Origin of the sequence: Microbulbifer sp. MI-G, assembly GCF_030440425.1 — a bacterium.
Lineage (GTDB): Bacteria > Pseudomonadota > Gammaproteobacteria > Pseudomonadales > Cellvibrionaceae > Microbulbifer > Microbulbifer spongiae.
On record NZ_CP098023.1, the window covers coordinates 3,965,259 to 3,990,407 of the forward strand.

Here is a 25,149-nt window from a genome sequence, read left to right on the forward strand (position 1 = left end):
ATCGTTTGTCCCAGAAAATCAGGACTCGAGAAAATTCCGCACCATGTCGTGGCCGTGCACGGTGAGAATGGACTCGGGGTGAAACTGCACCCCCTCAACCGCCAGTTCACGGTGGCGCAACCCCATGATTTCATCGATCTCACCGTCTTCGGTTTCAGTCCAGGCGGTAATCTCCAGGCATTCCGGCAGACTCTGCTTCTCCACCACCAGGGAATGGTAGCGGGTCGCCTCGAAAGGATTGGACAGACCGTGAAATACCCCCAAGTTATTGTGCACGATAGGGGAGGTTTTACCATGCATTACCCGGCGCGCACGCACCACCCTGCCGCCAAAGATCTGACCGATACTCTGGTGGCCGAGGCAAATCCCCAGTATCGGAATCCTGCCGGAAAAGCGGCGAATCACATCAAGGGAAATACCCGCCTCATTGGGCGTGCAGGGCCCCGGGGAGATCACAATTTTCTCCGGGGACATTGCTTCAATCTCCTCAAGGGCAAACTCGTCATTGCGCTTGACCTCAACCTGCGCGCCCAGTTCCTGCAGATACTGCACCACATTCCAAGTAAAGGAATCGTAGTTGTCTATCATCAGAATCATTACTCGGCCCCCATTACCTTTGCTGAATAATCACTTGCCTCCATGCGCTTTTGCAGGCGCACCAGGGACATCTGGGTTGCGCGCAGCTCCCGCAGTATCTCTGCCTGGCTCGGCGGCAGGCGCAACTCGTCCATGCGGCGCAGCTTGGCCTCCTCCAGATTATTGAGCACAACCCCAATAAACAGATTAATCATTACAAAGGCGCCCATCACTACGAAGCTGACAAAATAGACCCAGGCCCAGGGCATCGCCTCCATAGCGATATACATAATGTCGGTCCAGTCCTCGAAGGTAACAATGCGAAACAGGCTCAGCAGGGCAATTGGCAGACTGCGCCAGTGTACGGGATCAATTTCATGGAAGAGAAAATAACCGGCCACGCCGTAGATATAAAAAATAATCCCCATCAATAGCGCAATATGCAGCATGCTCGGCAGGCTGCGCAGCAGGGTATCCACGAGAACGCGCAATTCCGGAAAAGCGGAAACCAGGCGCAAAACCCGCAGAACGCGCACCAGTCGTGCCAGGGTTGCCAGTGGCCCCGCCGCGGGAATCAGGCTCAAGACGATAATGGTGAAATCAAAACAATTCCAGCCGCTGGTAAAATAGCGCCACGGGCGCGATCCATAAGCGGCGATCTTGACCGCCGCCTCCAGAATAAACACCCCCAGCACCAGCTGGTTGATGCCACCGAGCAACAGGCCAAAACGCTCCACCATCCAACTGGAAGTCTCCAGCCCAACCGCAATCCCATTGAGTAAAATTACGCCAATAATCATCTGATTAAACAGCGGTGCTGCAACAATACGCTGGCAGCGTGCGGCAAAGGAGAACTTTTGGGGAATACTAACTTCGCTCATCTTGCTCGGTCTTTACTGCATCACAACGACTGGCCAGGGCCATACCTGCAGCGCGGAACAGCGCACGGGCCTTATTCATGGTTTCATCCCATTCAGATTGGGGGTCGGAGTCCGCCACCAGACCGGCGCCGGCCTGGATAAACAGCCGGCCATTTTTGATCACGGCAGTGCGGATCGCAATGGCGGTGTCCATATTGCCATTCCAGGCCACATAACCCACGGCGCCACCATAGATGCCGCGTTTTTCCGGCTCCAATTCATCAATGATTTCCATCGCGCGGATTTTTGGCGCCCCAGACAGGGTGCCAGCAGGCAGGGCAGCACGCAAGGCATCCATACCGCTCAGGCCAGCTCTGAGATGGCCGGTCACATTAGAGGTGATATGCATGACATGGGAATAGCGTTCCACCACCATCTGCTCAGTCACCCGCACACTGCCGGTTTCCGCCACACGCCCTACGTCGTTGCGCCCCAGATCGATCAGCATCAGGTGTTCAGCCCGCTCCTTGGGGTCGGCCAGCAACTCCTTTTCCAGAGCCTGATCCTCTGACTCCGAATCACCGCGACGGCGGGTGCCCGCCAGGGGGCGCACCGTTATTTCCCCCTCCTCCAGACGTACCAGGATTTCGGGACTGGACCCCACCACCTGGTGGTCCCCCAGATCGAGAAAATACATATAGGGGGAAGGATTGAGACTGCGCAGGGCGCGGTAGAGATTCAATGGCGGCGCATCGAAAGGTACGGACAGCCGTTGCGACGGCACCACCTGCATGACATCACCGGCCAGGACATATTCCTTAACCCGCGCCACCGCGTTCTTGAAATTCCCTTCACCAAAGTGGGAGTGGAAGGCGCCCTCGTCGATCCCCATGCCGTCGAGGTCCATAGACACCAGATTCGGCAGCGGCTGTGCAAGCCTGCTGACCAGCTGATCCAGACGCTGTTGCGCCCGCTCGAAAGCAGCCGACTGCTCCGGATCGGCATGGACGATAAAGATCACCGCACCGGCCAGGTTGTCGAACACCACCAGCTCATCACTGACCATCAGCAAAATATCGGGATTGTCCAGAGTATCCGGTGGCGTGCTGAGGGCCAGGCGCGGTTCAATAAAGCGCACGCAATCGTAGCCGAAATAGCCTACCAGCCCACCGTGGAAGCGCGGCAGGTTGGGCAATTCCGGCACCCGGTAACGTTTCTGAAAACGCTCCACAAACGTCAGCGGATCCGCCGAGGTTTCACTCTCCACCACTTCCCCATCCCGTTCCACGACCACCATATTGCCGCTTACCCGCAACAGGGTCCGCGCCGGCAACCCGATAATGGAATAGCGGCCCCATTTTTCGCCCCCCTGCACAGATTCGAACAGGTAACTGTAGCGCCCCACCGCGAGCTTCAGGTACGTGGATAACGGCGTTTCGATATCCGCCAGTACACGGCGCACCAGCGGTATCCGGTTATAGCCCGCAGACACGAGCCGGGCATATTCACTTGGGGTCATAGAGACTCCAGACTGTCTTTGTATTGCTTGGCTAGGCGCGCCCGATTAATGGCAGCGCTTAAGGGGAGGGCGGCCGAATTGGCAGTGACTACCGATTGAGCCTCAATGGGTCAGTGGCGCCATCGCCAGTGGATAGTCAGGGGGGCAACACGATTCACGGAGATTCCCTCTTTACAAGGTACACCAGTTTACAAAGCCCCCGAGCGGTGGGCAAGAACCCGCTCGCGGGGCATTGATCAGCCCAGGCTACTGCGCAGAGCGCCAATGGCCTCAGCGTAGTCCGCTGTGCCAAAGATGGCGGACCCCGCCACAAAGGTGTCGGCGCCAGCGGCGGCGATGTCCGCAATGTTGTCCCGATTGACGCCCCCGTCAATTTCCAGTCGAATATCAAAGCCGGAGGCATCGATCATCCTGCGTGCCTCACGGAGTTTGGCCAGCGTTGACGGTATAAACTTCTGGCCCCCAAAGCCCGGATTGACTGACATAAGCAGGATCATATCCAGCTTGTCCATGACATATTTGGCCGCATCCAGGCTGCTGGCCGGATTGAGTGCCAGGCCAGCTTTGCAGCCGAGGCTGCGGATCAACTGCAGGGAGCGGTCCGGGTGACGGGAGGCCTCCGGATGGAAGGTGATATAGTTGGCGCCGGCATCGGCAAACATACGAATCATGTCATCGACCGGCTCCACCATCAGGTGCACATCAATCGGAGCTTCGATGCCGTGTTCACGCAGAGCCTGGCACACCATGGGACCAATCGTGAGATTCGGCACATAGCGATTATCCATAACGTCGAAGTGCACCCAATCAGCTCCGGCTGACAACACCGTTTCCACCTCTTCCCCCAGCCGCGCGAAGTCGGCGGAGAGGATGGATGGGGCAATCTTGTATTCTGGCATTTCCATACCCTTAGTCACTCAGTATTCCGCGGCCAACCGGCGGTGCAGTTGCTCCAGGCGCTCCGGGGTACCCACATCACACCAATCCCCTGTGTACAACTCTGCCTGCAACCTGTCTTCATTCAAGGTAAACACCTCCCCCAGACCAAAGCAATCTCGCAATTTCGCATAGCCGGTGAGCATCTCCGGTCGCAACCAGCTGATGCCGGCAAAAGTGTAGCGGGGCCTGGAGCCACCCGACAACAGCCCCCGCTCAATACCGAAATCACCCTCCGGATTGTGCGGGGGGTTTGGCACCATCAGCAACCGTCCCGGACAGTGTTTCGGTAGCGGTCGGGCCACCCACTGGGACAGGTCAAAGTCACACCAGACATCGCCATTGACCACCAGAAAGGGGGCATCCCCCAAAAGGGGCATGGCCTTGAGGATACCGCCGGCGGTCCCCAGAGGTTGCTCTTCATGCTCCACCGAATAGCAAATATCCAGTCCCCAGCGCTCTCCTCCGCCCAGGTAATCCCGGATTTTTTGCCCGAGATAGCCGAGGTTGATCACCACACGCCGGACACCGATACCCCGCAGACGCTCCAGCGCGTGTTCTATCAGTGGCTTTCCGGCAACAGACAGCAGAGGTTTTGGTATTTGGTCCGTGAGCGGGCGCATGCGGCGTCCGAAGCCTGCGGCCAGCACCATGGCGATGGCCGGGGGAGTCTCTCTGCGCTGGGTCATCTCATTAATCTATACAATGTGCTTGCAACGTATTTTTTGTAGCCTGCCTATGCTAGCTTCCGGCCATACGGTAATCGCTGTACCAGGGTTGTCGCTCGATCAGTGGCAGCAGCTCACTGCCAAACCATTCGCCAAAGGGTTTCAATTCAGGATAGCGTTCGGAGATTTCCAACACATAGCGAATCACCAGCGGTAGATTCTGCAAATATCCCCGCTTCCCATCCCGTAGTAACAGGCGCGGAAACAGGCCGAGTACCTTAATATGGCGCTGCAGGCCCATCCAATCGAACCAGCGTATGAACCTTTCCTGAGCCACAGGTTCCAAAATCCCCGCCGATTCGGCAGTGGCGGCATAGGCCAGGGCCCAGCGCACGACCCGTTCGCGCGGCCAGCGTATATAACAATCGCGCAACAGGGAGGCAAGATCGTAAGTGACCGGTCCCCAGACAGCATCCTGAAAATCCATAATACCGGGGCGCTGCCCCCCTCGGACCATCAGGTTACGACTGTGGTAGTCCCTGTGCACCAGGGTCTGAGGCTGCTCGGCAGCACTTTCCAATAAAAGCCGGAAGGTCATCTCCAGTAACTGTACCTCCGGTTCACTGAGGGAATAGCCAAGCATTTTTCCCGCCAGCCATTCCGGCATAATACGCATCTCCGCCAGTAACAGTTCCCGGCTGTAGGCTGGCAACAGCGCTTCTTCGCGGGGTATCTGCTGCAAACACAGCAGCTCGCTCAGAACTTCTGCGTAAAGGCCCTCAACGCTGTCTTTATTGAGCGCGCAGAATAACTGGATATCCCCGAGATCTTCCAGCAGGAGAAAGCCCTTTGCGGTATCCGCCGCAATCACCATCGGGGTATGGATGCCATTGCGCCGCAGGTAATCCGCCAGAGCCACAAAGCGGGCGGGGTTCGTGCGCTGAGGTGGGGAGTCGACGGCCACCAGGCGAGGTTCAGTACCGGTGCGGAAGTAACGCCGGAAGCCCGCATCTCCGGCGAGATCAAGGAGCGCAACAGCCCTGTCCATTTCCAGGGCTCGACCCACCCAGCGAGCCAACTGCTCGCGCCGCAGGTCATCACGCACAACATACCCCTCTTCCATCCCACCGGCCAACCGCTTGTTCATACCCCGGAAGTTTCCCATTTCCCAGGCTGCATTGTAACCCTGTAGCCATTCACGTCCAGCGGCGGCGATACACCCTTCCCCTGTACCCGCCCTGTGGCTATCAACCACTTCTACATTCAAGTAGAATCACGCGAAGGTTGTTGCGCGCCCCGGCTGGATAGCTGTCGCACGCTTATCCCAATAAAAGACACACTCAAGATAGCCGGAACATATCGTTTGATGCTCGAAGTCTCCCGGTGGCACCGCCTCGCGCTGGCGATCGCTAAAAACTCGCAAGCCCGCACCCTCACCATCGGCCTGATCGCTGCGCAATCCCTGTGTGCCCACGCTGAGCAGGCGCCCACGGCAGATCCGGACTACAACCCCTATCTGTATCTGGACTGGCTGCCCCGTTCAGAACTATCCCCAGAGATGCGAGCCAGACTACCGGCGATTTGCTCGGGCGCCTTTGTCGCCCCTCCCAGGCGCTATCCGGGAGCGGACCTACCACCAGAGACGGCTCCGCTGCGCGCCACTGCCGTGCAGTCCATGTGGCTGGAAGACGGCAGTGCAGAACTGAGCGGCAATGTGCATATCACCCAGGGATACCGCCAGCTGTTTGCGGACCGGGTGGAGATCAATCGCGCCAATAATACCGCCTACCTGAGCGGCGCTATCGAACTGCGCGAGCCCGATCTACTGGTGCGTGGCGCCACGGCGGAAGTGCACACAGAAAGTAACGCCGCTTCAATTGATGACGCCACCTACGTGGTACACGACGCGTTTATTCACGGCACCGCCGCCTTCGCTGCCCGCCAGGCCAGTGGCGAACTGAGCCTGACAGACGGCACCTACACCCGCTGTGAACCGGGCAGGGAGTTCTGGCGTCTGAGCGGCGGTGAAATCAATATCGATAGAGTCGAGAGCCAGGGGGTAGCGCGGGATGTACGCTTGGAAATTCTGGGCGTACCGGTTCTCTACCTCCCCTATTTTCGCTTCCCGGTAGACGATACCCGCATGTCGGGGTTTCTGTTTCCCTCAGTGAGTAACAGCGATGAAAACGGCTGGGACGCTGCCATCCCCTACTATTGGAATATTGCCCCTCAGATGGACGCGACTATTACGCCGCGCTATATCCAATACCGTGGAACCGGCCTGGAAGTCGAATTCCGCCACCTGAGCCCCGTGTTCAACACCATTGTGCGCGCAGCGGATTTGCCCAATGACAAGGGGGGCAACGACGACCTCTCCCGCGAACTGATCGACAGGGGTTTTCCGCAAGCGCTGGTACTGCCCTACAAGGGAGAGGATCGCTGGCTGTTTAGCCTCGAACAGGCAGGGGGCTACAGCGGCAGTGTCTGGCGCACCAATATCGATTATACCAAGGTCAGTGACCCCGATTACTTCCGCGATCTAAGCCCCGCCAACCTGGCAATCAGTGCCGAAACCAAGGTCAACCAGACGGTACAGGGCAGCCTCAACTTTGAGCACTGGCGAGTCGCACTTCGGGCGCAGGACTACCAGGTACTGGAAAATGACGTCTTTGATGCTTTTGCCCAATTGCCGCGCCTGGATGTGGACGGCAATTACCGCTGGGGCGACTGGCAATTATCCCTGCAAAACGAAGCCACAATATGGGACCATCAGGATACCCAGACAATCACATTTATACGGGATATAGACGACCCGGACAGTGTAACCAGTCGAACCCAAGATTTTATTAACGCGGATCGGCTGCGCCTGGATTACGAACTCCAATGGGACAAGGAGTGGATCTGGGGCTATTTCAAGCCCGGCATCGCTGCACGCTACCTGGGGTACCGAGTCAGCGACCTGTTCCTGTCCGAGGATGCCAATAATACCCCGAGTGCCTCCGCCGGCCAGTTTACCCTGGATACGGGCCTCTATTTTGAGCGGGATGGATATCTTTTCAACCGCGACTATATCCAGACCCTTGAGCCCCGCTTATTCGCCCTGATCAGCAGCAGTGCCAACCAGAGTGACTTTTTCGATATCAGCGGAGATGACATTAACAACATTGGCCCGATCGACCCTTTGAGTAATAACCTGCTTTACGATACCTCGCTGTTCACCTCCAGTTATGACCAACTGTTCCGGGACAGCCGTTTTACCGGAAATGACCGTATAGACGATGCCGACCGAATTGCCCTGGGCCTGACCACACGCTTTATCGACCCCGTCAGTGGGCGTGAATTATTCTCCGCCAGCGTCGGCCAGGCCTTCTATTCGAGCGACTCACAAATCGGCTTGAGGGAACTCATTGAGAATACACCCCGCTCCGAGCTGGCCGCACAACTGCAGAGTCGGCCCCTGCAATCCCTGCGTATTGACAGCGAACTTGTCTACGATGACACCGAGCACAACATCAACCGCGGCAACTTCAACCTGCGCTACTTTGACAATGATGCCAGGATTTTTAACCTCGGGTACAACTACGTTCGAAATGACGCAATCAGGGTAATCGAGGACGGTAACGAGGTGGACTCCTCCACCCGGCAGCTGAACAGCTCCGCCGTCCTGCCCATCAGCGCCCACACCGCTATACTGGCTGGCGCGGCCTATGATCTGACTTTGGATCGGGAACTGGAATACCTGGCGGGTATCGAATATGACGACTGTTGCTATCGTGCGCGGCTGGTGTGGCGTCGCACCCTGGACAATAATCTGGCAGGGATAGTGGCGGCAGAGGATCTGGAGTACGACGAGGGTGTCTTTCTCGAGATACAACTGAAAGGTCTGGCCGGCTTCGGCGCAACCGTTACCCAAATACTGACCCAGGGGATCGCCAACTTTGACCAGAGAGAAGAGCTGAAACCGTGAAGAGAATAATGCAGAAAGTCACCTCGACATTCATCCTGTCCTCCATGCTCGCTGCCTGCGTCCTGGTCGGGGGCCCTGTCACAGCGCAGGTACAAACACTTGACCAGGTGGTCGCAGTTGTCGACGACGATGTCGTAATGGCCAGCGAGCTGGTGCAACGCATGAATACGATTGCAGCCCAGATTCAGGCCCAACAGATGCAGGCGCCTCCGGTGGATATTCTGCGCCGGCAGGTACTGGAGCAGCTGATTATAGAGCGGCTGCAATTGCAAATGGCTTCCCGGGCCGGCGTCACCATTTCCGAGGCGGAACTCGATCAGGCGATCGCCCGGGTACAGCAGAATGCCGGGGTCAGTCCGGAAGCATTTCGCCAGCGCCTGCGCGCAGATGGCATGAGCATGAAAAACTTTCGCCAGCAAATCCGCCAGGAACTCATGATTCGCCGCGTGGAGCAGGGCAGTGTCAACCGGCGCATTCAGATCACCGAACAGGATATCGACAACTTTCTCCGCTCCAAGGAAGGGGCCTTCTGGCGCTCCCCCCAGTATGAACTCGGCCATATCCTGATACCCATCAGCTCCAGTGCCCCCGCCAGTGAGGTCACACAGGCCCGTGAGAAGGCGGAAGAACTGGTACAACGGGCCCGCGAAGGCACCGACTTCCGCCAGCTCGCCATCGCCAACTCCGCCGGGCAAAACGCCCTTGCCGGTGGCGATCTGGGCTGGCGCAAAACCGTAGAGTTGCCCACCCTGTTTGCCGATGCGCTCAATGGCCTCAAGGTGGGAGAGGTCACTGACCCCTTCCGCAGTGATGCCGGTTTTCACATACTCAAGATCCACGCCCAGAAAGGCGCCGGTGAGCAGTTGGTTGAGCAGACCAAGGTGCGCCATATACTGCTCAAGCCCTCCGCCATTCTCACTGACGACGAAGCCTACAACAAATTGATCAGGCTGCGTAAAGAAGCCATGGCCAGTGAGAACTTTGCCGAATTGGCGCGCGAAAACTCAGAAGATATTGGCTCCATGCTTTCCGGTGGCGATCTCGGCTGGTCCATGCCCGGGCAATTCGTCCCCGAGTTTACCCAGGCCATGAACACAACCAGTATCGGTGAAATCAGCCTGCCCTTCCGCAGCCAGTTTGGCTGGCACATCCTGATGGTGGAGGGCCGCCGCAAGCAGGATATGACGGACCAATATATCCGCAATCAGGCCGCCAATTTGTTGCGCAATCGTCGCTACGAAGAGGAACTGCAGAATTGGCGTCGTGAAATTCGTGACCAGGCCTATGTGGAAATCAAACTGTCTGAGGAAAAAGAAGCCAGTTCTGACAGTGAACAACGGTAAAGGCCCGGTATTGCGGCAAAGCCAGCCCCTTGAACGGGTTTGTTGATGCGCTTAGGAAACCGCCAGCTCGATGATACCCAGAATTGCCCTCACGCCCGGCGAACCGGCCGGCATCGGCCCGGAGCTGGTAGTTAAACTGGCGCAACGGGGCAGCGCAGCGCAGCTGGTTGCCGTCGCCGATCCAGCGCTGCTGCGCCAGGAGGCGATAAACGCAAATCTTCCCCTGCAACTGTTGCCCTTTACCCCGCAATCCCCTGCCCTTGAGACACCGCCCGGCAATCTCTATGTTCAGGCGGTACCCATGGCGGAGCCGGGACTGCCCGGTGTTCTGAATATCGCCAATGCACCGTATGTCCTGGAAACCCTGAGAGCAGCCACGCGGGGTTGCCTCGGGCGGCACTTTGATGCCCTGGTCACCGGTCCTGTGCACAAGGGGATCATCAATGACGCCGGCATCCCCTTTAGCGGGCATACCGAATTCCTTGCCGGTCTGGCCGGTGTCGGGCAGGTGGTTATGATGCTTTCCGCCAAAGGGCTGCGCGTCGCCCTGGCCACCACGCACCTCCCTCTGAAAGATGTCAGTACTGCCATTACCGGCTCGCACCTGGAGCAGGTTATCGGGATTTTGTACCAAAGCCTGCGCACCCAGTTCTGTATAGACTCACCTTGTATCGGGGTATGCGGGCTGAATCCCCACGCCGGGGAGGGCGGCCACCTGGGACGGGAGGAACTGGAGATTATCGAACCCGCACTGACCAGACTGCGCGCACAGGGTTTGCACCTGATCGGTCCCCTACCCGCCGATACCCTGTTTACACCACCCCAACTGGCCCGCTGCGACGCCGTATTGGCCATGTACCACGATCAGGGACTGCCGGTGTTAAAATTCAAAGGTTTCGGCAGCGCCGTCAATATCACACTGGGCCTGCCCTTTATCCGCACCTCCGTCGATCACGGTACAGCGCTGGATATTGCCGGTAAAGGCCGCGCCAGTGATGGCAGCCTGATGGCGGCCCTGTCCGAGGCGGTTCAGTTGGCAAAACTCCAGAAACCCTGACAGCCCACATGGCATCCCCAATAACTCACCGCCCTTAATGACACCTTGAACGACTGATTATTTGATGGACAACTTTTTCCAGCACAAGGCCCGCAAGCGCTTCGGGCAAAACTTTTTGATTGACGAAACAATTATCGAGCGCATAGTGCGCGCCATTGCACCCAGGGCGTCAGACAGGCTTGTCGAGATCGGTCCCGGCCAGGGCGCCATCACCGAACTGCTCCTGCAGCACTGCCCCAGCCTGACCGCTGTGGAATTGGATCGGGACCTAGTTCCTCTCTTGCAATTCAAGTTCAGGGAATATCCGCAATTTCAGGTTATCGAGCAGGATGCCCTGAAGTTCGACTTTGGCAGCATTGCGGCACAGAGTGCTCTGCGTATAGTCGGCAACCTGCCCTACAATATTTCCACGCCACTGCTGTTTCACTTGCTCAGTTTCAAAGGCAAGGTGCAGGACATGCACTTTATGCTGCAAAAGGAAGTCGTGGACCGCCTGAGCGCCACACCGGGCACCAAATCCTACGGCCGCCTGAGTGTCATGGCGCAATATCACTGTCGTGTGCAGGGGCTTTTCCCCGTACCCGCGCGATCATTCCGGCCAGCACCCAAAGTGGAATCCGCCATTGTACGCCTCACCCCCCACAGTCCCCCATCCTGTTCCGCCAAGGACGAAAGATTGTTGGGACAAATCGTCAATACCGCTTTCCAGCAGCGCCGCAAAACGCTGCGCAATGCCCTGAAACCCCTGTTTCCGGAACTTGAGCCAGAATCAGTGCCACTGGATATGAGTCGCCGACCGGAGACACTCAGCGTGGGGGATTTTGTACAATTGGCAAACACCTGTTTTGAACGCAACTCGGAATAAGCGTCAAATAGGACATGATGGGAAGATACATTGGCCACTTACGCCGTTGGTGATATTCAGGGCTGCTACAAACCGCTGCAGCGCCTGTTAAAAAACATTCCATTCCGCTTTGACTGCGACAAACTATGGATCGCCGGGGATATGGTGCACCGCGGGGATGACAGCCTCGGTACCCTGCGCTTCCTGTACGATCACCGGCACCAGGTCACCGCAGTGCTCGGCAACCACGACCTGCACCTGCTGGCACTGGCCCACGGTGCCAAACGGCTTTCAAAAAAGGAACAGGATTTAACCCGGGTGCTACAGGCCAAGGATGCGGACAAATTACTAAACTGGTTGCAAAGCCTGCCCCTGCTTGTACACAGGAAGGGTTACACCATGGTACATGCGGGTATTCCACCGATTTGGGGTATTACAAAAGCCGGGGAACTGGCCCGTGAAGTGCACCGGGCCCTTGCCGATGCATCTATGGCCAAGGCTTATTTCTACGGTATGTACGGCAATGAGCCGCACTGCTGGAATGATCATCTCTTCGGTATCGAGCGGCTGCGCTCCATCACCAATTACCTTACCCGCATGCGCTTTTGTAAAGCGGATGGCACCCTGGATCTTGTCACCAAGCGCGGTCCACTGGCTGCCCATGGGGAATACAAACCCTGGTTCAGTTTTGCCAATAGAAAAACCCGGGATGACAAAATCCTTTTTGGCCACTGGGCCGCCCTGGAAGGGCGCGCAAATACCAAAAATATATATGCCCTGGATACCGGCTGTGTTTGGGGTGGCTGCCTGACCGCCATGCGACTCGGTGACGAACAGTTTTTTTTTACGGACTGTCGTGCGTGATCGGCTCACAGAAGTGCATACAGGGCATAGCGAGGGCAGCCCGGGATACGTTTTTTAAAACGGCAACAACCAAGCCGGCACAGCGGATGGTTATTGCGGACCTGCTTCCACAGCGCCAATCTCCAACTCTTTGAGCTTTCGCGTCAGGGTATTGCGGCCCCAACCCAGCAGCGCTGCGGCATCCCGTTTGCGCCCGGCGGTGTGCTTTAGTGCAATTTCAATCAGTGCCCGCTCAAAGGCGGGAACCGCTTCGCTGAGGATATCCCGCCGCCCGGCAGCAAGAGCCCGGTCCGCCCAAACCCGCAGGGTTTTTTCCCAGTCGAGCGACGATTCTGCATCTGTACCCTGGTGGCACAACAACTCTTGGGGGAGATCTTCCCTGTGCACCTCGCGGCCGGAGGCCATCACGGTGACCCAGCGACAGGTATTTTCCAACTGGCGCACATTGCCGGGCCAGTCGTAAGCGGAGAGACAATCCTCGGCCTCCCGCGTCAGGATCTTGGGCTGTACCCCCAGGTCCCTGGCGGCGGCATCAAAGAAATGGCGCACCAGCCTGGGAATATCCTCGCGGCGATCGGCAAGCCTGGGAATATGGATGCGAATAACATTCAGGCGGTGGAAGAGATCTTCGCGGAATCTGTGCTGCAGTGCCAATGCTTCCAGGTTTTGGTGTGTGGCGGCAATGATGCGCACATCCACTTTTACCGGCGTATGGCCACCTACACGGTAAAATTCCCCGTCCGACAGCACGCGCAGCAAGCGCGTCTGGGTCTCTGCCGGCATATCGCCGATCTCATCCAAAAATAGCGTGCCGCCATTGGCCTGTTCAAAGCGCCCGGAACGCAGGGAAGCCGCACCGGTAAAAGCCCCCTTCTCATGGCCAAACAGTTCTGACTCCATCAGATCCCTGGGAATCGCCGCCATGTTGAGCGCGATAAACGGTTTATCCCTGCGCGGACTGTGATTGTGCAAAGCCTGCGCCACCAGCTCTTTGCCGGTGCCGGATTCACCATTGATCAACACGGTAATATTTGAATGGGACAAGCGCCCGATAACGCGAAACACCTCCTGCATGGCCGGTGCTTCGCCGATCATTTCCCCACCACCAGTGCCCTTCTCCAACTCCACAGGTTCTCCACGGCCTTGGCTGCTGGTGTGAAGCAGCGCGCGTCGGGTGACCGCCACAGCTTCGTCGATATCGAAAGGTTTGGGCAGGTATTCAAATGCCCCACCCTGGTAAGCGGCCACCGCGCTATCGAGATCCGAATGGGCTGTCATGATAATAATGGGCAGCGACGGGTACTCTTCCTGAAAGCGCTGCAGTAATTTGAACCCGTCGGCACCTGGCATGCGGATATCACTGATCACCACATCCGGTGGTGTGTTGTAAAAATCCTCCAAAGCGCGGTTGCCATTCTCGTAACACCGGGCTTCGATCCCCGCCCGTGAGAGCGCCCGCTCAAGTACCCAGCGGATCGATTTATCGTCGTCAATGATCCAAACGCGATGACTCATGCTCTAGCACCCTGTATTGGCGGATTTGGATGAAAGTGGCAGGTAGATTTGGAACACACTGCCTCCGGAGCGGCTGTCATACTGGATCAGGCCACCGTGCTGGTTGATGATGTTCTGGGAGATGGAGAGCCCCAGCCCCGTGCCCTCGGCGCGCCCGGAAACCATGGGAAAGAAAATCTGCTCCCTGAGTGCCTCGTCAATGCCAGGGCCATTGTCCTCAACCTCAATGCAGCAGACCAGTGGGCAGAGACGCCGACCGATGGTAAAACGCCGCTGTATGCGGGTGCGTAAAACAATCTCACCGCTGGTGAGGCCGGAGTACTCGCCAACAGCCTGCATGGCATTGCGGACAATATTCAGCAGAGCCTGTAGCAATTGCTCGCGATCCGCCGGCACTTCCGGTATGGAGGGATCGTAGTCGCGGCGAATGTGCAGCCTGCCCTCACATTCCGCATCCACCAGTTGCGCCACCCGTTCGAGCACCTCGTGCACATTGGTGGCCATCAGCTTCAGGCGCTGGCGCGAACCCAACAGGTGATCCACCAACTGGCGCAGGCGATCCACCTCCTCAATGATGACCTGGGTATATTCCTCTAGGGCAGGGTCCGGCAGCTCCCGCTGCAACAGCTGGGCGGCACCGCGAATACCACCCAAGGGGTTTTTGACTTCGTGGGCCATGCCGCGCACCAGGTTGCGCGTGGTCTCACGAGTGTTGTACAGCGTATCCTCACGCGCGATGCGCAACAGCCGTTCCACCGGTTGCACCTCAACCAAGAGCATTCCCAGCTCCGACAGCGGGCCTACCGAGTAGTCCACGATGCGCATTTCCCGGTTGTGCAGGTGCCAATGGGCGCGGCGCACCGTATACCTCTCCCCCTTTACTAACACCTCCCGCAAAGCCTGCCAGGAGCCGGTTTCGCGCACCACCTCATCCAGCGACAACCCGATGACCCTGGCGCTGGAGGCACTGAGCAGGTCCTCGGCGGCATTGTTCAGATAGCGCAGCGACAATTCGCTATCCAACATCAGCACAGCGGAAGTCAGGTTGTCCAGCAGCTGGCGGTCATTCAGCATTCAGTCGTTTCCGGTTCAATTCACAAGCCGGCGCCGTGTTCTACGCGCGGTGCCACAAGCTCTTGAGTTTGGTCAGTGCAAAAAGCAAACCAAAATGGCGCACGGGGACAGGGATAGCCCTAAAGTCATCCCTGCCGGGGGGTATCTACAGCCAGTGTCGTTTTTTAAGCCCGCCACGATGCCCATTCCGAAGAAGCCCGACGCAACGCCCGAATGCGAGAATGCACCATATCGGTGCAAAGTTCAAAATTCAACCAAAAGGAAATGATTGGGACAGCCCCGGATGCCGGAGACTCCGCTGCCAGCGCTAGCGGCGGTGTGGGTTGGGAATGCCTTCGGCCTGCTTTGCAAGTGCCGGTACACCCCTACCTGGCGGGCAGGTTGACACTGGGGCGCTGCACATACAGGGTGATCGCCGGGGACTGGGCCAGTACCCGGCCATTGGCATCGGTGAGTACCACCTGCACACTGTGGCTGCCGCGCTCCAGCATTGAGAGATCCAGGGCGGAACCGTTGGAGCTGCCGCGCCAGGGCTGGCCGTCGATCACTGCAAAGAAGCGGGCGCCTTCTGGATAGACTGGCTGCACGTCCACCTGCAGGGCAACCAGGCGCTGTCCCGGCGGTATAGTGGCGCCATCTTGGGGGCTGACTATGCGGATAGAGACCGGGCCCAGGCCCGCTCCCGCACCGCTGTCTGCCTTTGGGGACAATTTGCGCATCGGCAACGGACGCGGCAGGGTGATGGGCTGGATATTGATAGGCGCCAGCTCCACCTTCTCTGCCTGCCTGTCTACCGGGGGGGTATCACTGAAAGTCACCTGGCCGTCCGGGCCGACGATCTTGTAAATGGCACCGGATTCTTTACTGCCATCGGGACCGGCAGACACCATCAGAGGCACAGCGAGCAACAGTATCTGCAGCAGTCTTGGAATTCCCATAGCGATGATCAACCGCAACCTGCGGATGCTCCCTTTACAGGCCCCGTGACGGAGCGCAAGCAGTCGGGACAATCGGCCACCGCCAAGAACCCAACACCGTGATTAAAACGACAGCGCGAAAGCTGCCCTATTCACAGTGTACCCCCATTAAAAAAGCCCGCGCCAGGGCAGTGCGGGCTTTTCGCCAAGCGGTCGACAGTCTCTCGGTGCGCAGTCGCCGTTACACGGAGTAGTACATATCAAACTCCACCGGGTGGGTGGTCATGTTCAGGCGCTCAACCTCTTCGCGTTTCAGCTCGATGTAGGCATCAATCGCGTCATCGGTGAATACCCCCCCCTCAATCAGAAAAGCGCGGTCCCTGTCCAAAGCGTCCAGGGCCCCCTCCAGGCTGTCGGCCACTGTGGGGTACTCGGCCAGCTCTTCCGGCGGCAGGTCGTACAGGTCCTTGTCTGCGGCATCACCGGGGTGGATCTTGTTTTTGATCCCGTCCAGGCCCGCCATCAGCAGTGCCGCAAAGGCCAGGTAGGGATTGGCGGTCGGGTCCGGAAAGCGGGTCTCAATGCGCTTGCCCTTGGGCGAGGTCACGTAGGGAATGCGGATGGACGCCGAGCGGTTGCGCGCGGAGTAAGCCAGGATCACCGGCGCCTCGAAACCGGGCACCAAGCGTTTGTAGGAGTTGGTGGAGGCGTTGCACAGCGCGTTCAGGGCGCGGGCGTGCTTCACAATACCGCCGATGTAGTACAGAGCGGTTTCCGACAGGCCGGCGTAGGTGTCGCCGGCAAACTGGTTGACCCCACCTTTCGAGAAGGATTGGTGTACATGCATGCCCGAACCGTTGTCACCAACCAGTGGCTTGGGCATAAAGGTAGCGGTTTTGCCGTAGGCATGGGCAACATTGTGCACGGCGTACTTGAGAATCTGAACCTCATCCGCTTTTTTCGTCAGGGTATTGGCGGCAACCCCGATCTCACACTGGCCGGCGGTACCCACCTCGTGGTGGTGTACTTCAACGTGCAGACCCATCTGCTCCATGGCGGAACACATGGCGGCACGGACATCGTGCAGGGAATCCACCGGCGGCACCGGGAAATAGCCCCCCTTGATACCCGGGCGATGGCCGATATTGCCCTCCGCAAAACTGTGTCCGGAAGACCAGGCCGCCTCTTCAGAATTGATCTTGTAGAAAGCCCCACCCATTTCCGCGCCCCAGGTGATGTCGTCGAATACGAAGAATTCGGGCTCCGGCCCGAACATCGCTGTGTCCCCCAGACCGGTGGACTTCAGGTACTCCTCGGCGCGCAGGGCAATGGAACGTGGATCGCGCTCATAGCCCTGGCCGGTGACGGGATCAACGATATTGCAGCGCACAATGACTGTGCTCTCGTCGGTAAAGGGGTCGAGGAAAGCGGTTTCGTCGTCCGGCATCAGAATCATGTCGGATTCGTTGATCCCCTTCCAGCCAGCAATGGAGGAGCCATCGAACATCTTGCCCTCTTCAAAGAACTCACCATCCACTTCCGACGCGGGGATGGAGACATGCTGTTCTTTTCCCTTTGTATCGGTGAAGCGCAGGTCTACCCACTTGGCTTCACTTTCATTGATCAAATCAAGCGTTTTCACTGACATTGCAGCCCTCCAGGTCTTGAAAAAAATTGGTCGCTATGCCTTTTGCTGCCGGCATTCACGCTGTACCTGGCGTGAAATAAAGCAAGGAGTGTGCCAAATCAGGGCATCCACGCCCTGGTGGCGACGGGCCCGGTCGCCGGGCCGGCTGAGGCAGGATAGATGCCTTATGGCCGGGCAGCTACCGGGAAGTGCACCAGTATGGCACATCCCGAGCCAACAGGCGCACCACTTGGGTGCATCTCCAGGTCCCCCCTGCCTGGTTTATACTGTCGCATCTTCTATCAACAGCAGTACCCGGCGAAACCCCATGCACTTTGTCGTCAAGTTTTTCCCCGAGATCACCATCAAGAGCAATCCCGTGCGCAAACGTATGTCGCGCCAGCTGAAGGACAACCTGCAGCGCCTGCTGCGACAGCTGGACGACCGTATCCAGGTGCGCAAGGACTGGGAAAAGATCGACGTGGTTGCCCCGGACGCCGTGGCCCACCTGGGTGATCGCATCGAGGAGGTACTCTCCAACACGCCCGGCATCGCCAACTTCTCCCGTGTGCGCCAGTTCCCCCTGGGCGACCTGCACGATATCTACGAGAAAACCCTGCCGGTGTGGGGCCCGGCACTGAAGGATAAGACGTTCTGCGTGCGCGTAAAGCGCACCGGCAAACACGAGTTTCAATCCCTGGATGTAGAGCAGTATGTGGGCGGCGGCCTCAACAGGAACACCGAAGCGGCCGGGGTAAAACTGAAAAATCCGGATATCACGGTAAAACTGGAGATCCGCCACGACAAACTCAATGTCATTGAGAAGCAGCACCCCGGTCTCGGTGGCTTTCCCCTGGGTACCCAGGACCCGGTGCTGTCGCTGGTATCCGGCGGCTTCGACTCCACCGTGGCCAGCTACCTGACCATCAAACGCGGCATCCGCACCCATTTCCTGTTTTTTAATCTGGGGGGGCGCCAGCACGAATTGGGTGTTAAGGAGGTGGCCTATTACCTGTGGAACAAGTTCGGCGCCTCTCACCGGGTGCGCTTTGTCACTGTGCCCTTCGACGAGGTGGTGGCAGAAATTCTCGAGCGGGTCGACGACTCCTATATGGGCGTGATCCTAAAGCGCATGATGTTGCGCGCTGCCGGTGTGATGGCAAAAGAGCTGGAAGTGGATGCACTTGTGACCGGCGAAGCCATTGCGCAGGTCTCCAGCCAGACCCTGAAGAATCTCGCAGTCATCGACAGCGTCACCGATACCCTGGTCCTGCGCCCACTGATTGCCAGCGACAAGACCGACATTATCAGGACTGCGCGGGCAATCGGCACAGAAGAGTTTGCCGCCAATATGCCGGAATACTGCGGCGTGATTTCGGTAAAACCCACCACCCGCGCCAAAATCGAGAAAGTGGAAAGCGAGGAGAACCGCTTCGACTTCACTGTCCTCGATCGCGCCATCGGCAACCGCGTGGTCCAGAACATCGACGAGGTGATCGAAGAAGTAGGCGGACAGGCGCCGGAGGTGGATATCCGCGAGGAACCCGGCAGTGCGGTAGTGATCGATATCCGCCACCCGGACGAAGAGGAACTGGACCCGCTGGAACTGGAAAACGGTGCAGTACAAACCATTCCCTTCTACCAACTCAACAACCGCTTTGCCCAACTGGACCAGGCGCAGGAATACCTGCTGTATTGCGCCCGCGGTGTGATGAGCCGCCTGCACGCCTCCCATCTGCTCGACGAGGGCTACCGCAATGTGGGTGTCTACCGACCGCAAAGGCCCCATCGGCAGGAGAAGGCGGGAGTGGGCAAAACCGTAAAATAACCCCGCTAAGGGTTCATACCGGGAGAAGTTTCGTGCGAGCCGCGGGCACGGCGGCCTGCACCCCGTTTAGCTGCCGCAAGTGACCCCCAGGTACGCCGCCAAAACCGGTGTCAATTTCTCCTCGGGCATAAACCCCCTCAGCCAGCCCGCGGGCGCGCCGTGGCGGTCGATCAGCAGGGTGAAAGGCGTGGCGGGAATGGTACCTACTGTATCGAGCAGCGCACTGCTGATCTGGAAGGCGGGGAAATCCGGGCGCAGCCTGCGGTATTCTGCTTTCAGTGCCCGGCGGGAGCCGTTGGTGCCCACTGCCAGGGGCTGAAACTGACCGGGGCATTGGGCCAACAGCCGATTGAGCACCCGCACCTGGCGAAAGCACCAGGGGCACTCGGGTTCAAAAAACACCATCAACGCTGGTTGCCCCTGGTACTGCGCAAGGCTGATACGCCCGGGGCTGGCCAGGTCTCTCAGTGTCAGATCCAAAAGCGAAGCGCCCTGCGCAGCAGCGGGAAAGGCCGGTATGCACAGGGTAAACAGCAGGAACAGGAACAAAAAACGGCGCACCACTACCAGTTCCAGTCAAAGCCCAGATAGAATTCCCGGCCGCGCAGCGGGCCGTAGATATAGGCCACATCGTAAGCGCCCCCGGCATCCCAGAACAGCGGGGTTTCCGCATCGTTGACCTGGGTGTAGTCGGTGATGTTATTGCCGCCGACATACACATTCAGGTTTTCACTCACGTCGAAGGCCACCTTCATATCCAGGGTCCAGTAGCTTTCCGCGCTGTTGCTCTTGCGCTCTCTGCCAGGCTGGTTGTAGCCCTCATAACCATAATCCCCCAAGTCCCGCTGGCCCACCCAACTGGCGCCGGCGTATAGCATCCAGGGGCCGCTGCCATAGTCCAGACTGAACAGCGCCCGTTGTTCGATGGGCGTTATGGCGTAGGATTCCTTGAAAATGCGGTCATAGTCATACCCTTCCAGGGTAACGGCGAGTTTCAGTGCCTCGTTCAGGGTATAACCGAGACTGATATCCCCAGCGCTGACAACCGCGCTTTCGCGCATCTGTGTCAGCAGTGGCACACCGTTTTCCGTTTCTCCCAGTGCGGCCAAATGCTCCACGGTTGTGTGTGCCAGTGACAGGGTGCCACTCAGGCGCTCACCCTCGTAGCTCAGTGCGTAGGTTGCGGAGAGGGACTTTTCCAGTTTGTCGATCTCGATGGCAAAGCCATCGCCGGCATCCAGAATACCGTGGTCGGTCTCGAAGAAAGACAGCGGAGCGCGGTAGCCGCGACCAAAGGCCAGGCGCGATGTCCATTGGTCGTTGTGCAGGTAGCGCATATCGATCCGTGGAACCAGCAGGGTCTCCTCAATCTCGGTGCCGGGTTTTTCCTCCGCCACAAAGTCGGCGCGTACCCTGTCGAGGCGCACCGCGGCGGCGACTTCCAGTTGCGGCGACACCTGCCAGGTATCCTGCAGGTAGACACCACCGGTGCGGTAGTCGAAGCTGTCCTCCACATAGTCGGCGCTCTCGGCACCCGCAACGGAATCGGAGCGCATTTCCTCGTCGCGCAAATCCATACCGAAGGTCAGGGTGTGCGCCTCGTTCACTATCAGGTTGTTGCGCCAGTCGAAGTAAAAGAGTTGGTCGGTCGCCGCATAGTCAAATCCCTCGTAGAAGGAATCCTGTCGGTGTTCAGACCAGGCCAGGGTGACCATGGCATTGTAGTGTTCATTGAATTCCCGCAGCCAGTTGGCGGAAACCTCGGTGCGCTCTGTATCGATCCACTCGGTGGTCTCCCAGGGTTTACCGGTGAACTTGGCGCGTACATCGTCATTTTCAAACAGATGCTCGGATTCCACACCGTCAAAACCCCGCAGCACTGTGCCGATGTTATAGCCCTGGGGGCCGCCGAAGATGGTGGAGTCGGTGTAGGCCAGACGCAGCACCAGGTTGTCGCGTTCAGTGAAATCATGGGAGACACGGCCAACGTAGCTGGTGTTTTCCTGCAACGGGGCTTCGCTGACGCCGTTGTTATCGTTGTCCATCTGGTGATGCTTGTCACCCTGGTACACCAGGCTGGTGCGGGTGCGATCATCGTCGCTGACATGGCTGCCCATCATACCGACGAAGAAGCTGTCGTTATCCTCCCAGGAAGCGTTGATATTGAAACCGGTTTCCTGTGGCTCCTTGGAAATCACGTTGATGGTGCCACCAATGGCCTCGGGGGCAAGCAGCGAAGCGCCGGCGCCACGCGCCACTTCGATACGCTCCACCCCGGTAGTGGCGAGGGCGTCCACCGCATAGTAGCCGGCCATCATGGTGTGCAGGGGGATACCATCGGTGAGGATGGTGGAATGCTCACCGCGCATCCCGTTGAGCATAATGCGCTTCACGCCGCACATGGAGCACTCGTTCGAGACCCGCACGCCGGGGGATTTCTCAATGGCCTGGGTCAGGTTGACCGCCTGCATGGCCTTTATGCGGGTTTCATCCACCACCTCGGTTTTCTGGATGGCGTCCAGCAGGGTACCGGCGTCGTACAGGCGTTGGCGCACGCCCACAACCACCGTTTCCTCGATAACGCCATTTAAGGACCCCTCGGCCTGGGGTTCGGCCGCGAAGGCGGTTGGCAGGGCTGCGGCAAAAATCGCCAATGACAGCAGAGTGCGATGATAAGCGGGCATGGCTTGCTCCGAATTCCTGTGACGATACTTCTGATAAATGCGAATGATAAACCCTCTCATTATGTGTCGCAAACAATAATCGCGGGGTCAGCGGGACTGTCCGGTACAGTCATCCACGGCTTGAATTTCTACAGGCAGTGAATTTCATCAGCCCACTACGGCGGCCTGTCCGGCCGCCGCTACCTTCAGGGTTATGTTTGGAGGAAAATTTCCGGCTGGGCGCAGGTTTGGCAATTGATCCAAATCAATTTCAAGCAACCTCAGGTCCCTGTATAACGATACGTTCAACAGCCAGCCAGGGCATTGCCATCACTGATGGCTGTTATCCTTCCTTGGCGTTCAGCATTTCCGAATCCGGCACTATGGATTTCTTTGGACCGGGTCCAAGCAGTTGGCAAATTTCTGTAAAAATAGCTTCCGCAGTTTGCCTGTTGGTTGGTTTTTTTGACGGTTTGTTTTTTCTCCAAGCAAAACCAACGGATACCATTTTCTCCACCCTCAAGGGGATCACCCTTATGCGCCTATTCTGCATAGTCAGTGAAAATCATATCCGGCGCATCGCCCCACTCAATGAATAGCCCTGCATCGAAAGGCTATTTTTTCATGGAGCATTGTGGCTTCACCAGGCCATTGAGATCCCTATCGGGCCGTCCCTACCGCAAGAATCCATTGCTCAACGATTGCCATTGCCCAGCGTCCGCTCCTTTTGGATACGCAGATACACTTCCTCCCGGTGCACAGGCGTGGATTTGGGGGCCTCTATGCCCACTCTCACCTGGTTACCCGAAATACCCAATACGGTGACGGAAACATGGGTTCCAATTCTGAGGTTCTCGCCTGGCCGGCGCTTTACCACCAACATAAGCCTTTCCTTCCGGGTCGCAAATCCCGGGATAATTTTTAGAGAGGGGGATACCTGGAAAAAAACGATTGAAGGCAAGGGGGGCACGGGAACGGTAGGCGGTAAAGCAGAATCGGCGGACGCAATGCTCCCAAAGCCTGGGCAACTGCGCCAGGTACCTGCAGGGACTCCGCTTTATTGAAGACGAGCGGGCTTCTAGCGTATTATCCATATAGCCATTTTGATACTTGCTTATCAATTTGGTTAGCTGGCCCCTGGTGTCCTACCACCTTGGGTCAGCGCCTTTTACTTACGCTTAGGTCACACTACCGTTCTCCTGTGGAAAGAATGGCGCTTTGAAAAAATGCCTGGGGGTTTGGGGCCTCTTGCGCTATTGGTGCGCAGAAACTGGCCCAAATATTCATCAATAACTATGGATTTTACGCCGCTTTACCCCTGAAGAAAACCGAATGCAATCCAATAAGATCATTTTGGTGCCTATATTTCCAGGCATGTACGCCTGGAAAAACCGCAGTTGCCCCTTTAAAAAATGCACATTCAGTTGGCATTTCTCAGTGCCACTCACATTCGAATGCAACTATAAAATGTGGCAATTCTTAGCGTGGTGAAACGGCACAAGGATAGGGCAATGTCAAACAGAACACTTTTAGAGTTAAAAAACATTGGAAAAACCGTGGCATCCAGGCTGTATCAAATTGGTATCACCAATGAAGCCGAATTGCGAAAGCTCGGTTCGGCCAAAGCCTATCGATGGCTCTTGGAGAAAAATACAGAAAAACAACTTCCCGTTTGTTATTATCTGTATTCCCTGGAGGGCGCGATCCAGGACAGGCATTGGGATGCGTTTTCTGAAAGGGAGAAGACAGCGCTGAGGTTGTCGGCGGGACTCACGAAGTAAACAAGCTTCAAACCGAATGGAGTCACGGCAGGTTTCAGGGGGACACCCACAGACCTGCAGACCTGTACCACCCAGGTCCTGATCACTTAATAAGTCCCTTCAGGATGGGCAAGCGTGCAGTGGCCCGATATTTCCCCGGGATCTTTCCCAAAAAGGCCATGCCCCTGGTGTTTTATCCCTGGGGGCTGCCATTGATAATCCGCCCAGGGTAAACCACTGCCCGATGGACGATCTGAATTACTGACAGGCGGTCGGGATTGGGTATTCTCGATATTGTGTGATCCCGAAGCGAGAGACTATACACTAATCCCCGAGTTCGCTTTTAGTGCCCGTCATTAGCGCGTGCGGGGACATCCGTAGCTGCATGGTCAAATTCCAGGGTTCTACCGGGCGGAAATTCCATACACTGTCTTCTTGGTGATACCGGTGACAGGTGCATGAGCATATTGCGTATTCGCTGACTAACCCAGGAAGAAACTGCAGGTGTCATTGAAATACCCAGTCATTTTTACACTACACCGGAGAGCGTATGGATGACATAACCCGCGTAAAATATCTCCCCATTGCGTTGAAACTTATAGGCCTGTTTTTTATTTTTGCCATTTACCCGATGATGGTATGGATATGGCCTGCCGGATGGGGATGGACGCCACCACAGCCTGAGTATGAGCAGATTTTGATGGGCATATTCGCAACACTGGGTGTTTTTCTGTTTCTCGCCTCGGAGAATCCTGCCGCCAATGTCAGCCTGATTTGGTTCACCATCTGGTTGAACCTGGTCTATGCCACCATTATGTTGTTGATGGTGTTGGCTGATCGAGCTGAGCAGGCAAATCTGATCGGCAATATCCCTGTGCAATATTTAATAGCCGGCGTTCTCTGGTATTTGATGCCCGCACACAATTTCAATAAGAAAAAGAATACTGATGACTAGAATATCCTCAAGATTTACACTGTATGGCGCCGTGGGAATACGTGGGTGTTTTTAATGCCTGTAAAACCCAGGTTTATTTGCGCTATAGACTGGCAGAGGGCGATGCGCATTCCAACCCTTTCGAGAATCTGTCGAAAAAGTCCCTGCCACTGTGTCCTACCGTCAAAGCACTCAGG

23 protein-coding genes are annotated in these 25,149 nt (G+C 57.2%); 10 read left to right on the forward strand and 13 right to left on the reverse strand.

The features are described from left to right. Positions 1-18: 18 nt before the first annotated feature. The 6 genes from M8T91_RS16345 to M8T91_RS16370 form a co-directional block, all read right to left on the reverse strand. A complete protein-coding gene (locus tag M8T91_RS16345; RefSeq protein ID WP_301415249.1) occupies positions 19-597 on the reverse strand; it encodes an anthranilate synthase component II in 579 nt (192 codons plus the stop codon). Further along, a complete protein-coding gene (locus M8T91_RS16350) occupies positions 597-1,457 on the reverse strand; it encodes an ion transporter (protein WP_301415251.1) in 861 nt (286 codons plus the stop codon). Before M8T91_RS16350 ends, M8T91_RS16345 begins: the two co-directional genes overlap by 1 nt. Next, positions 1,444-2,955, reverse strand: a complete 1,512-nt coding sequence (gene trpE, locus M8T91_RS16355) for an anthranilate synthase component I (RefSeq protein ID WP_301415252.1) — start codon at positions 2,953-2,955, stop codon at positions 1,444-1,446. Before trpE ends, M8T91_RS16350 begins: the two co-directional genes overlap by 14 nt. 236 nt (positions 2,956-3,191) lie before the next feature. Beyond that, positions 3,192-3,854 (reverse strand): ribulose-phosphate 3-epimerase, encoded by a 663-nt coding sequence (gene rpe, locus M8T91_RS16360; RefSeq protein WP_301415254.1) that lies wholly within the window; start codon positions 3,852-3,854, stop codon positions 3,192-3,194. 18 nt (positions 3,855-3,872) lie between these two features. Beyond that, complete coding sequence (locus M8T91_RS16365; protein ID WP_301415255.1) at positions 3,873-4,580, reverse strand: nucleotidyltransferase family protein; 708 nt, start codon at positions 4,578-4,580, stop codon at positions 3,873-3,875. A gap of 52 nt (positions 4,581-4,632) precedes the next feature. Beyond that, positions 4,633-5,826 (reverse strand): aminoglycoside phosphotransferase family protein, encoded by a 1,194-nt coding sequence (locus M8T91_RS16370; RefSeq protein ID WP_301415257.1) that lies wholly within the window; start codon positions 5,824-5,826, stop codon positions 4,633-4,635. Between the two features lie 99 nt (positions 5,827-5,925). Here M8T91_RS16370 and M8T91_RS16375 point away from each other — a divergent pair, with 99 nt between their 5' ends. From M8T91_RS16375 to M8T91_RS16395, 5 genes are all read left to right on the forward strand, one after another. Continuing rightward, positions 5,926-8,526 carry an LPS-assembly protein LptD gene (locus M8T91_RS16375; protein WP_301415258.1) on the forward strand — a complete coding sequence of 867 codons (2,601 nt, stop codon included), beginning with the start codon at positions 5,926-5,928 and terminating at the stop codon, positions 8,524-8,526. Continuing rightward, a complete protein-coding gene (locus tag M8T91_RS16380; protein WP_301415260.1) occupies positions 8,523-9,869 on the forward strand; it encodes a peptidylprolyl isomerase in 1,347 nt (448 codons plus the stop codon). The genes M8T91_RS16375 and M8T91_RS16380 overlap by 4 nt, the downstream gene beginning before the upstream one ends. 70 nt (positions 9,870-9,939) lie before the next feature. After that, on the forward strand, positions 9,940-10,926 hold the full coding sequence (pdxA, locus tag M8T91_RS16385; RefSeq protein WP_301415261.1) for a 4-hydroxythreonine-4-phosphate dehydrogenase PdxA: 987 nt from the start codon (positions 9,940-9,942) through the stop codon (positions 10,924-10,926). A gap of 64 nt (positions 10,927-10,990) precedes the next feature. Further along, positions 10,991-11,791, forward strand: a complete 801-nt coding sequence (rsmA, locus tag M8T91_RS16390; RefSeq protein ID WP_301415263.1) for a 16S rRNA (adenine(1518)-N(6)/adenine(1519)-N(6))-dimethyltransferase RsmA — start codon at positions 10,991-10,993, stop codon at positions 11,789-11,791. Positions 11,792-11,821: 30 nt separating this feature from the next. After that, positions 11,822-12,634, forward strand: coding sequence for a symmetrical bis(5'-nucleosyl)-tetraphosphatase (locus M8T91_RS16395; protein ID WP_301415265.1), 813 nt, complete (start codon positions 11,822-11,824; stop codon positions 12,632-12,634). Positions 12,635-12,724: 90 nt separating this feature from the next. Here the strand turns inward: M8T91_RS16395 and glnG are convergent, their stop codons facing one another. The 3 genes from glnG to M8T91_RS16410 all read right to left on the reverse strand — a co-directional run bounded on the left by glnG (position 12,725) and on the right by M8T91_RS16410 (position 16,161). After that, complete coding sequence (gene glnG / locus M8T91_RS16400; RefSeq protein WP_301415267.1) at positions 12,725-14,149, reverse strand: nitrogen regulation protein NR(I); 1,425 nt, start codon at positions 14,147-14,149, stop codon at positions 12,725-12,727. 3 nt (positions 14,150-14,152) lie between these two features. Beyond that, complete coding sequence (glnL, locus tag M8T91_RS16405; RefSeq protein ID WP_301415269.1) at positions 14,153-15,223, reverse strand: nitrogen regulation protein NR(II); 1,071 nt, start codon at positions 15,221-15,223, stop codon at positions 14,153-14,155. A 365-nt stretch (positions 15,224-15,588) separates the two neighbouring features. Beyond that, a complete protein-coding gene (locus M8T91_RS16410; RefSeq protein ID WP_301415271.1) occupies positions 15,589-16,161 on the reverse strand; it encodes a DUF4124 domain-containing protein in 573 nt (190 codons plus the stop codon). 98 nt (positions 16,162-16,259) lie between these two features. On the opposite strand from M8T91_RS16410, the gene M8T91_RS16415 reads away from it, so the two are divergent. Further along, positions 16,260-16,394 (forward strand): hypothetical protein, encoded by a 135-nt coding sequence (locus M8T91_RS16415; RefSeq protein WP_301415272.1) that lies wholly within the window; start codon positions 16,260-16,262, stop codon positions 16,392-16,394. On the opposite strand, the gene glnA is transcribed toward M8T91_RS16415, so the two are convergent. After that, the gene (gene glnA / locus M8T91_RS16420; protein ID WP_301415274.1) at positions 16,382-17,788 is read right to left on the reverse strand and encodes a glutamate--ammonia ligase; all 1,407 of its coding nucleotides are present in this window, start codon (positions 17,786-17,788) and stop codon (positions 16,382-16,384) included. The two genes, M8T91_RS16415 and glnA, sit on opposite strands and share 13 nt — an antisense overlap. 307 nt (positions 17,789-18,095) lie before the next feature. On the opposite strand from glnA, the gene thiI reads away from it, so the two are divergent. Continuing rightward, complete coding sequence (thiI, locus tag M8T91_RS16425) at positions 18,096-19,595, forward strand: tRNA uracil 4-sulfurtransferase ThiI (RefSeq protein WP_301415275.1); 1,500 nt, start codon at positions 18,096-18,098, stop codon at positions 19,593-19,595. A gap of 66 nt (positions 19,596-19,661) precedes the next feature. On the opposite strand, the gene M8T91_RS16430 is transcribed toward thiI, so the two are convergent. Together M8T91_RS16430 and M8T91_RS16435 are read right to left on the reverse strand one after the other, a co-directional pair. Beyond that, on the reverse strand, positions 19,662-20,159 hold the full coding sequence (locus tag M8T91_RS16430; protein WP_301415276.1) for a TlpA family protein disulfide reductase: 498 nt from the start codon (positions 20,157-20,159) through the stop codon (positions 19,662-19,664). After that, entirely contained in the window at positions 20,159-22,279 is a 2,121-nt protein-coding gene (locus M8T91_RS16435; protein WP_301415278.1) for a TonB-dependent receptor plug domain-containing protein, read from the reverse strand. The genes M8T91_RS16430 and M8T91_RS16435 overlap by 1 nt, the downstream gene beginning before the upstream one ends. A 197-nt stretch (positions 22,280-22,476) precedes the next feature. Here M8T91_RS16435 and M8T91_RS16440 point away from each other — a divergent pair, with 197 nt between their 5' ends. Then, positions 22,477-22,857 carry a hypothetical protein gene (locus M8T91_RS16440; protein ID WP_301415279.1) on the forward strand — a complete coding sequence of 127 codons (381 nt, stop codon included), beginning with the start codon at positions 22,477-22,479 and terminating at the stop codon, positions 22,855-22,857. 95 nt (positions 22,858-22,952) lie between these two features. Here M8T91_RS16440 and csrA read toward each other — a convergent pair whose 3' ends face one another. Continuing rightward, positions 22,953-23,141 carry a carbon storage regulator CsrA gene (gene csrA, locus M8T91_RS16445; RefSeq protein WP_301415280.1) on the reverse strand — a complete coding sequence of 63 codons (189 nt, stop codon included), beginning with the start codon at positions 23,139-23,141 and terminating at the stop codon, positions 22,953-22,955. Between the two features lie 628 nt (positions 23,142-23,769). Between csrA and M8T91_RS16450 the strand changes: the two genes are divergently transcribed. Further along, the gene (locus M8T91_RS16450) at positions 23,770-24,039 is read left to right on the forward strand and encodes a TfoX/Sxy family DNA transformation protein (RefSeq protein WP_301415281.1); all 270 of its coding nucleotides are present in this window, start codon (positions 23,770-23,772) and stop codon (positions 24,037-24,039) included. Positions 24,040-24,568: 529 nt separating this feature from the next. Next, complete coding sequence (locus M8T91_RS16455) at positions 24,569-24,973, forward strand: DUF6632 domain-containing protein (RefSeq protein ID WP_301415283.1); 405 nt, start codon at positions 24,569-24,571, stop codon at positions 24,971-24,973. The last annotated feature ends 176 nt before the right edge of the window (positions 24,974-25,149 follow it).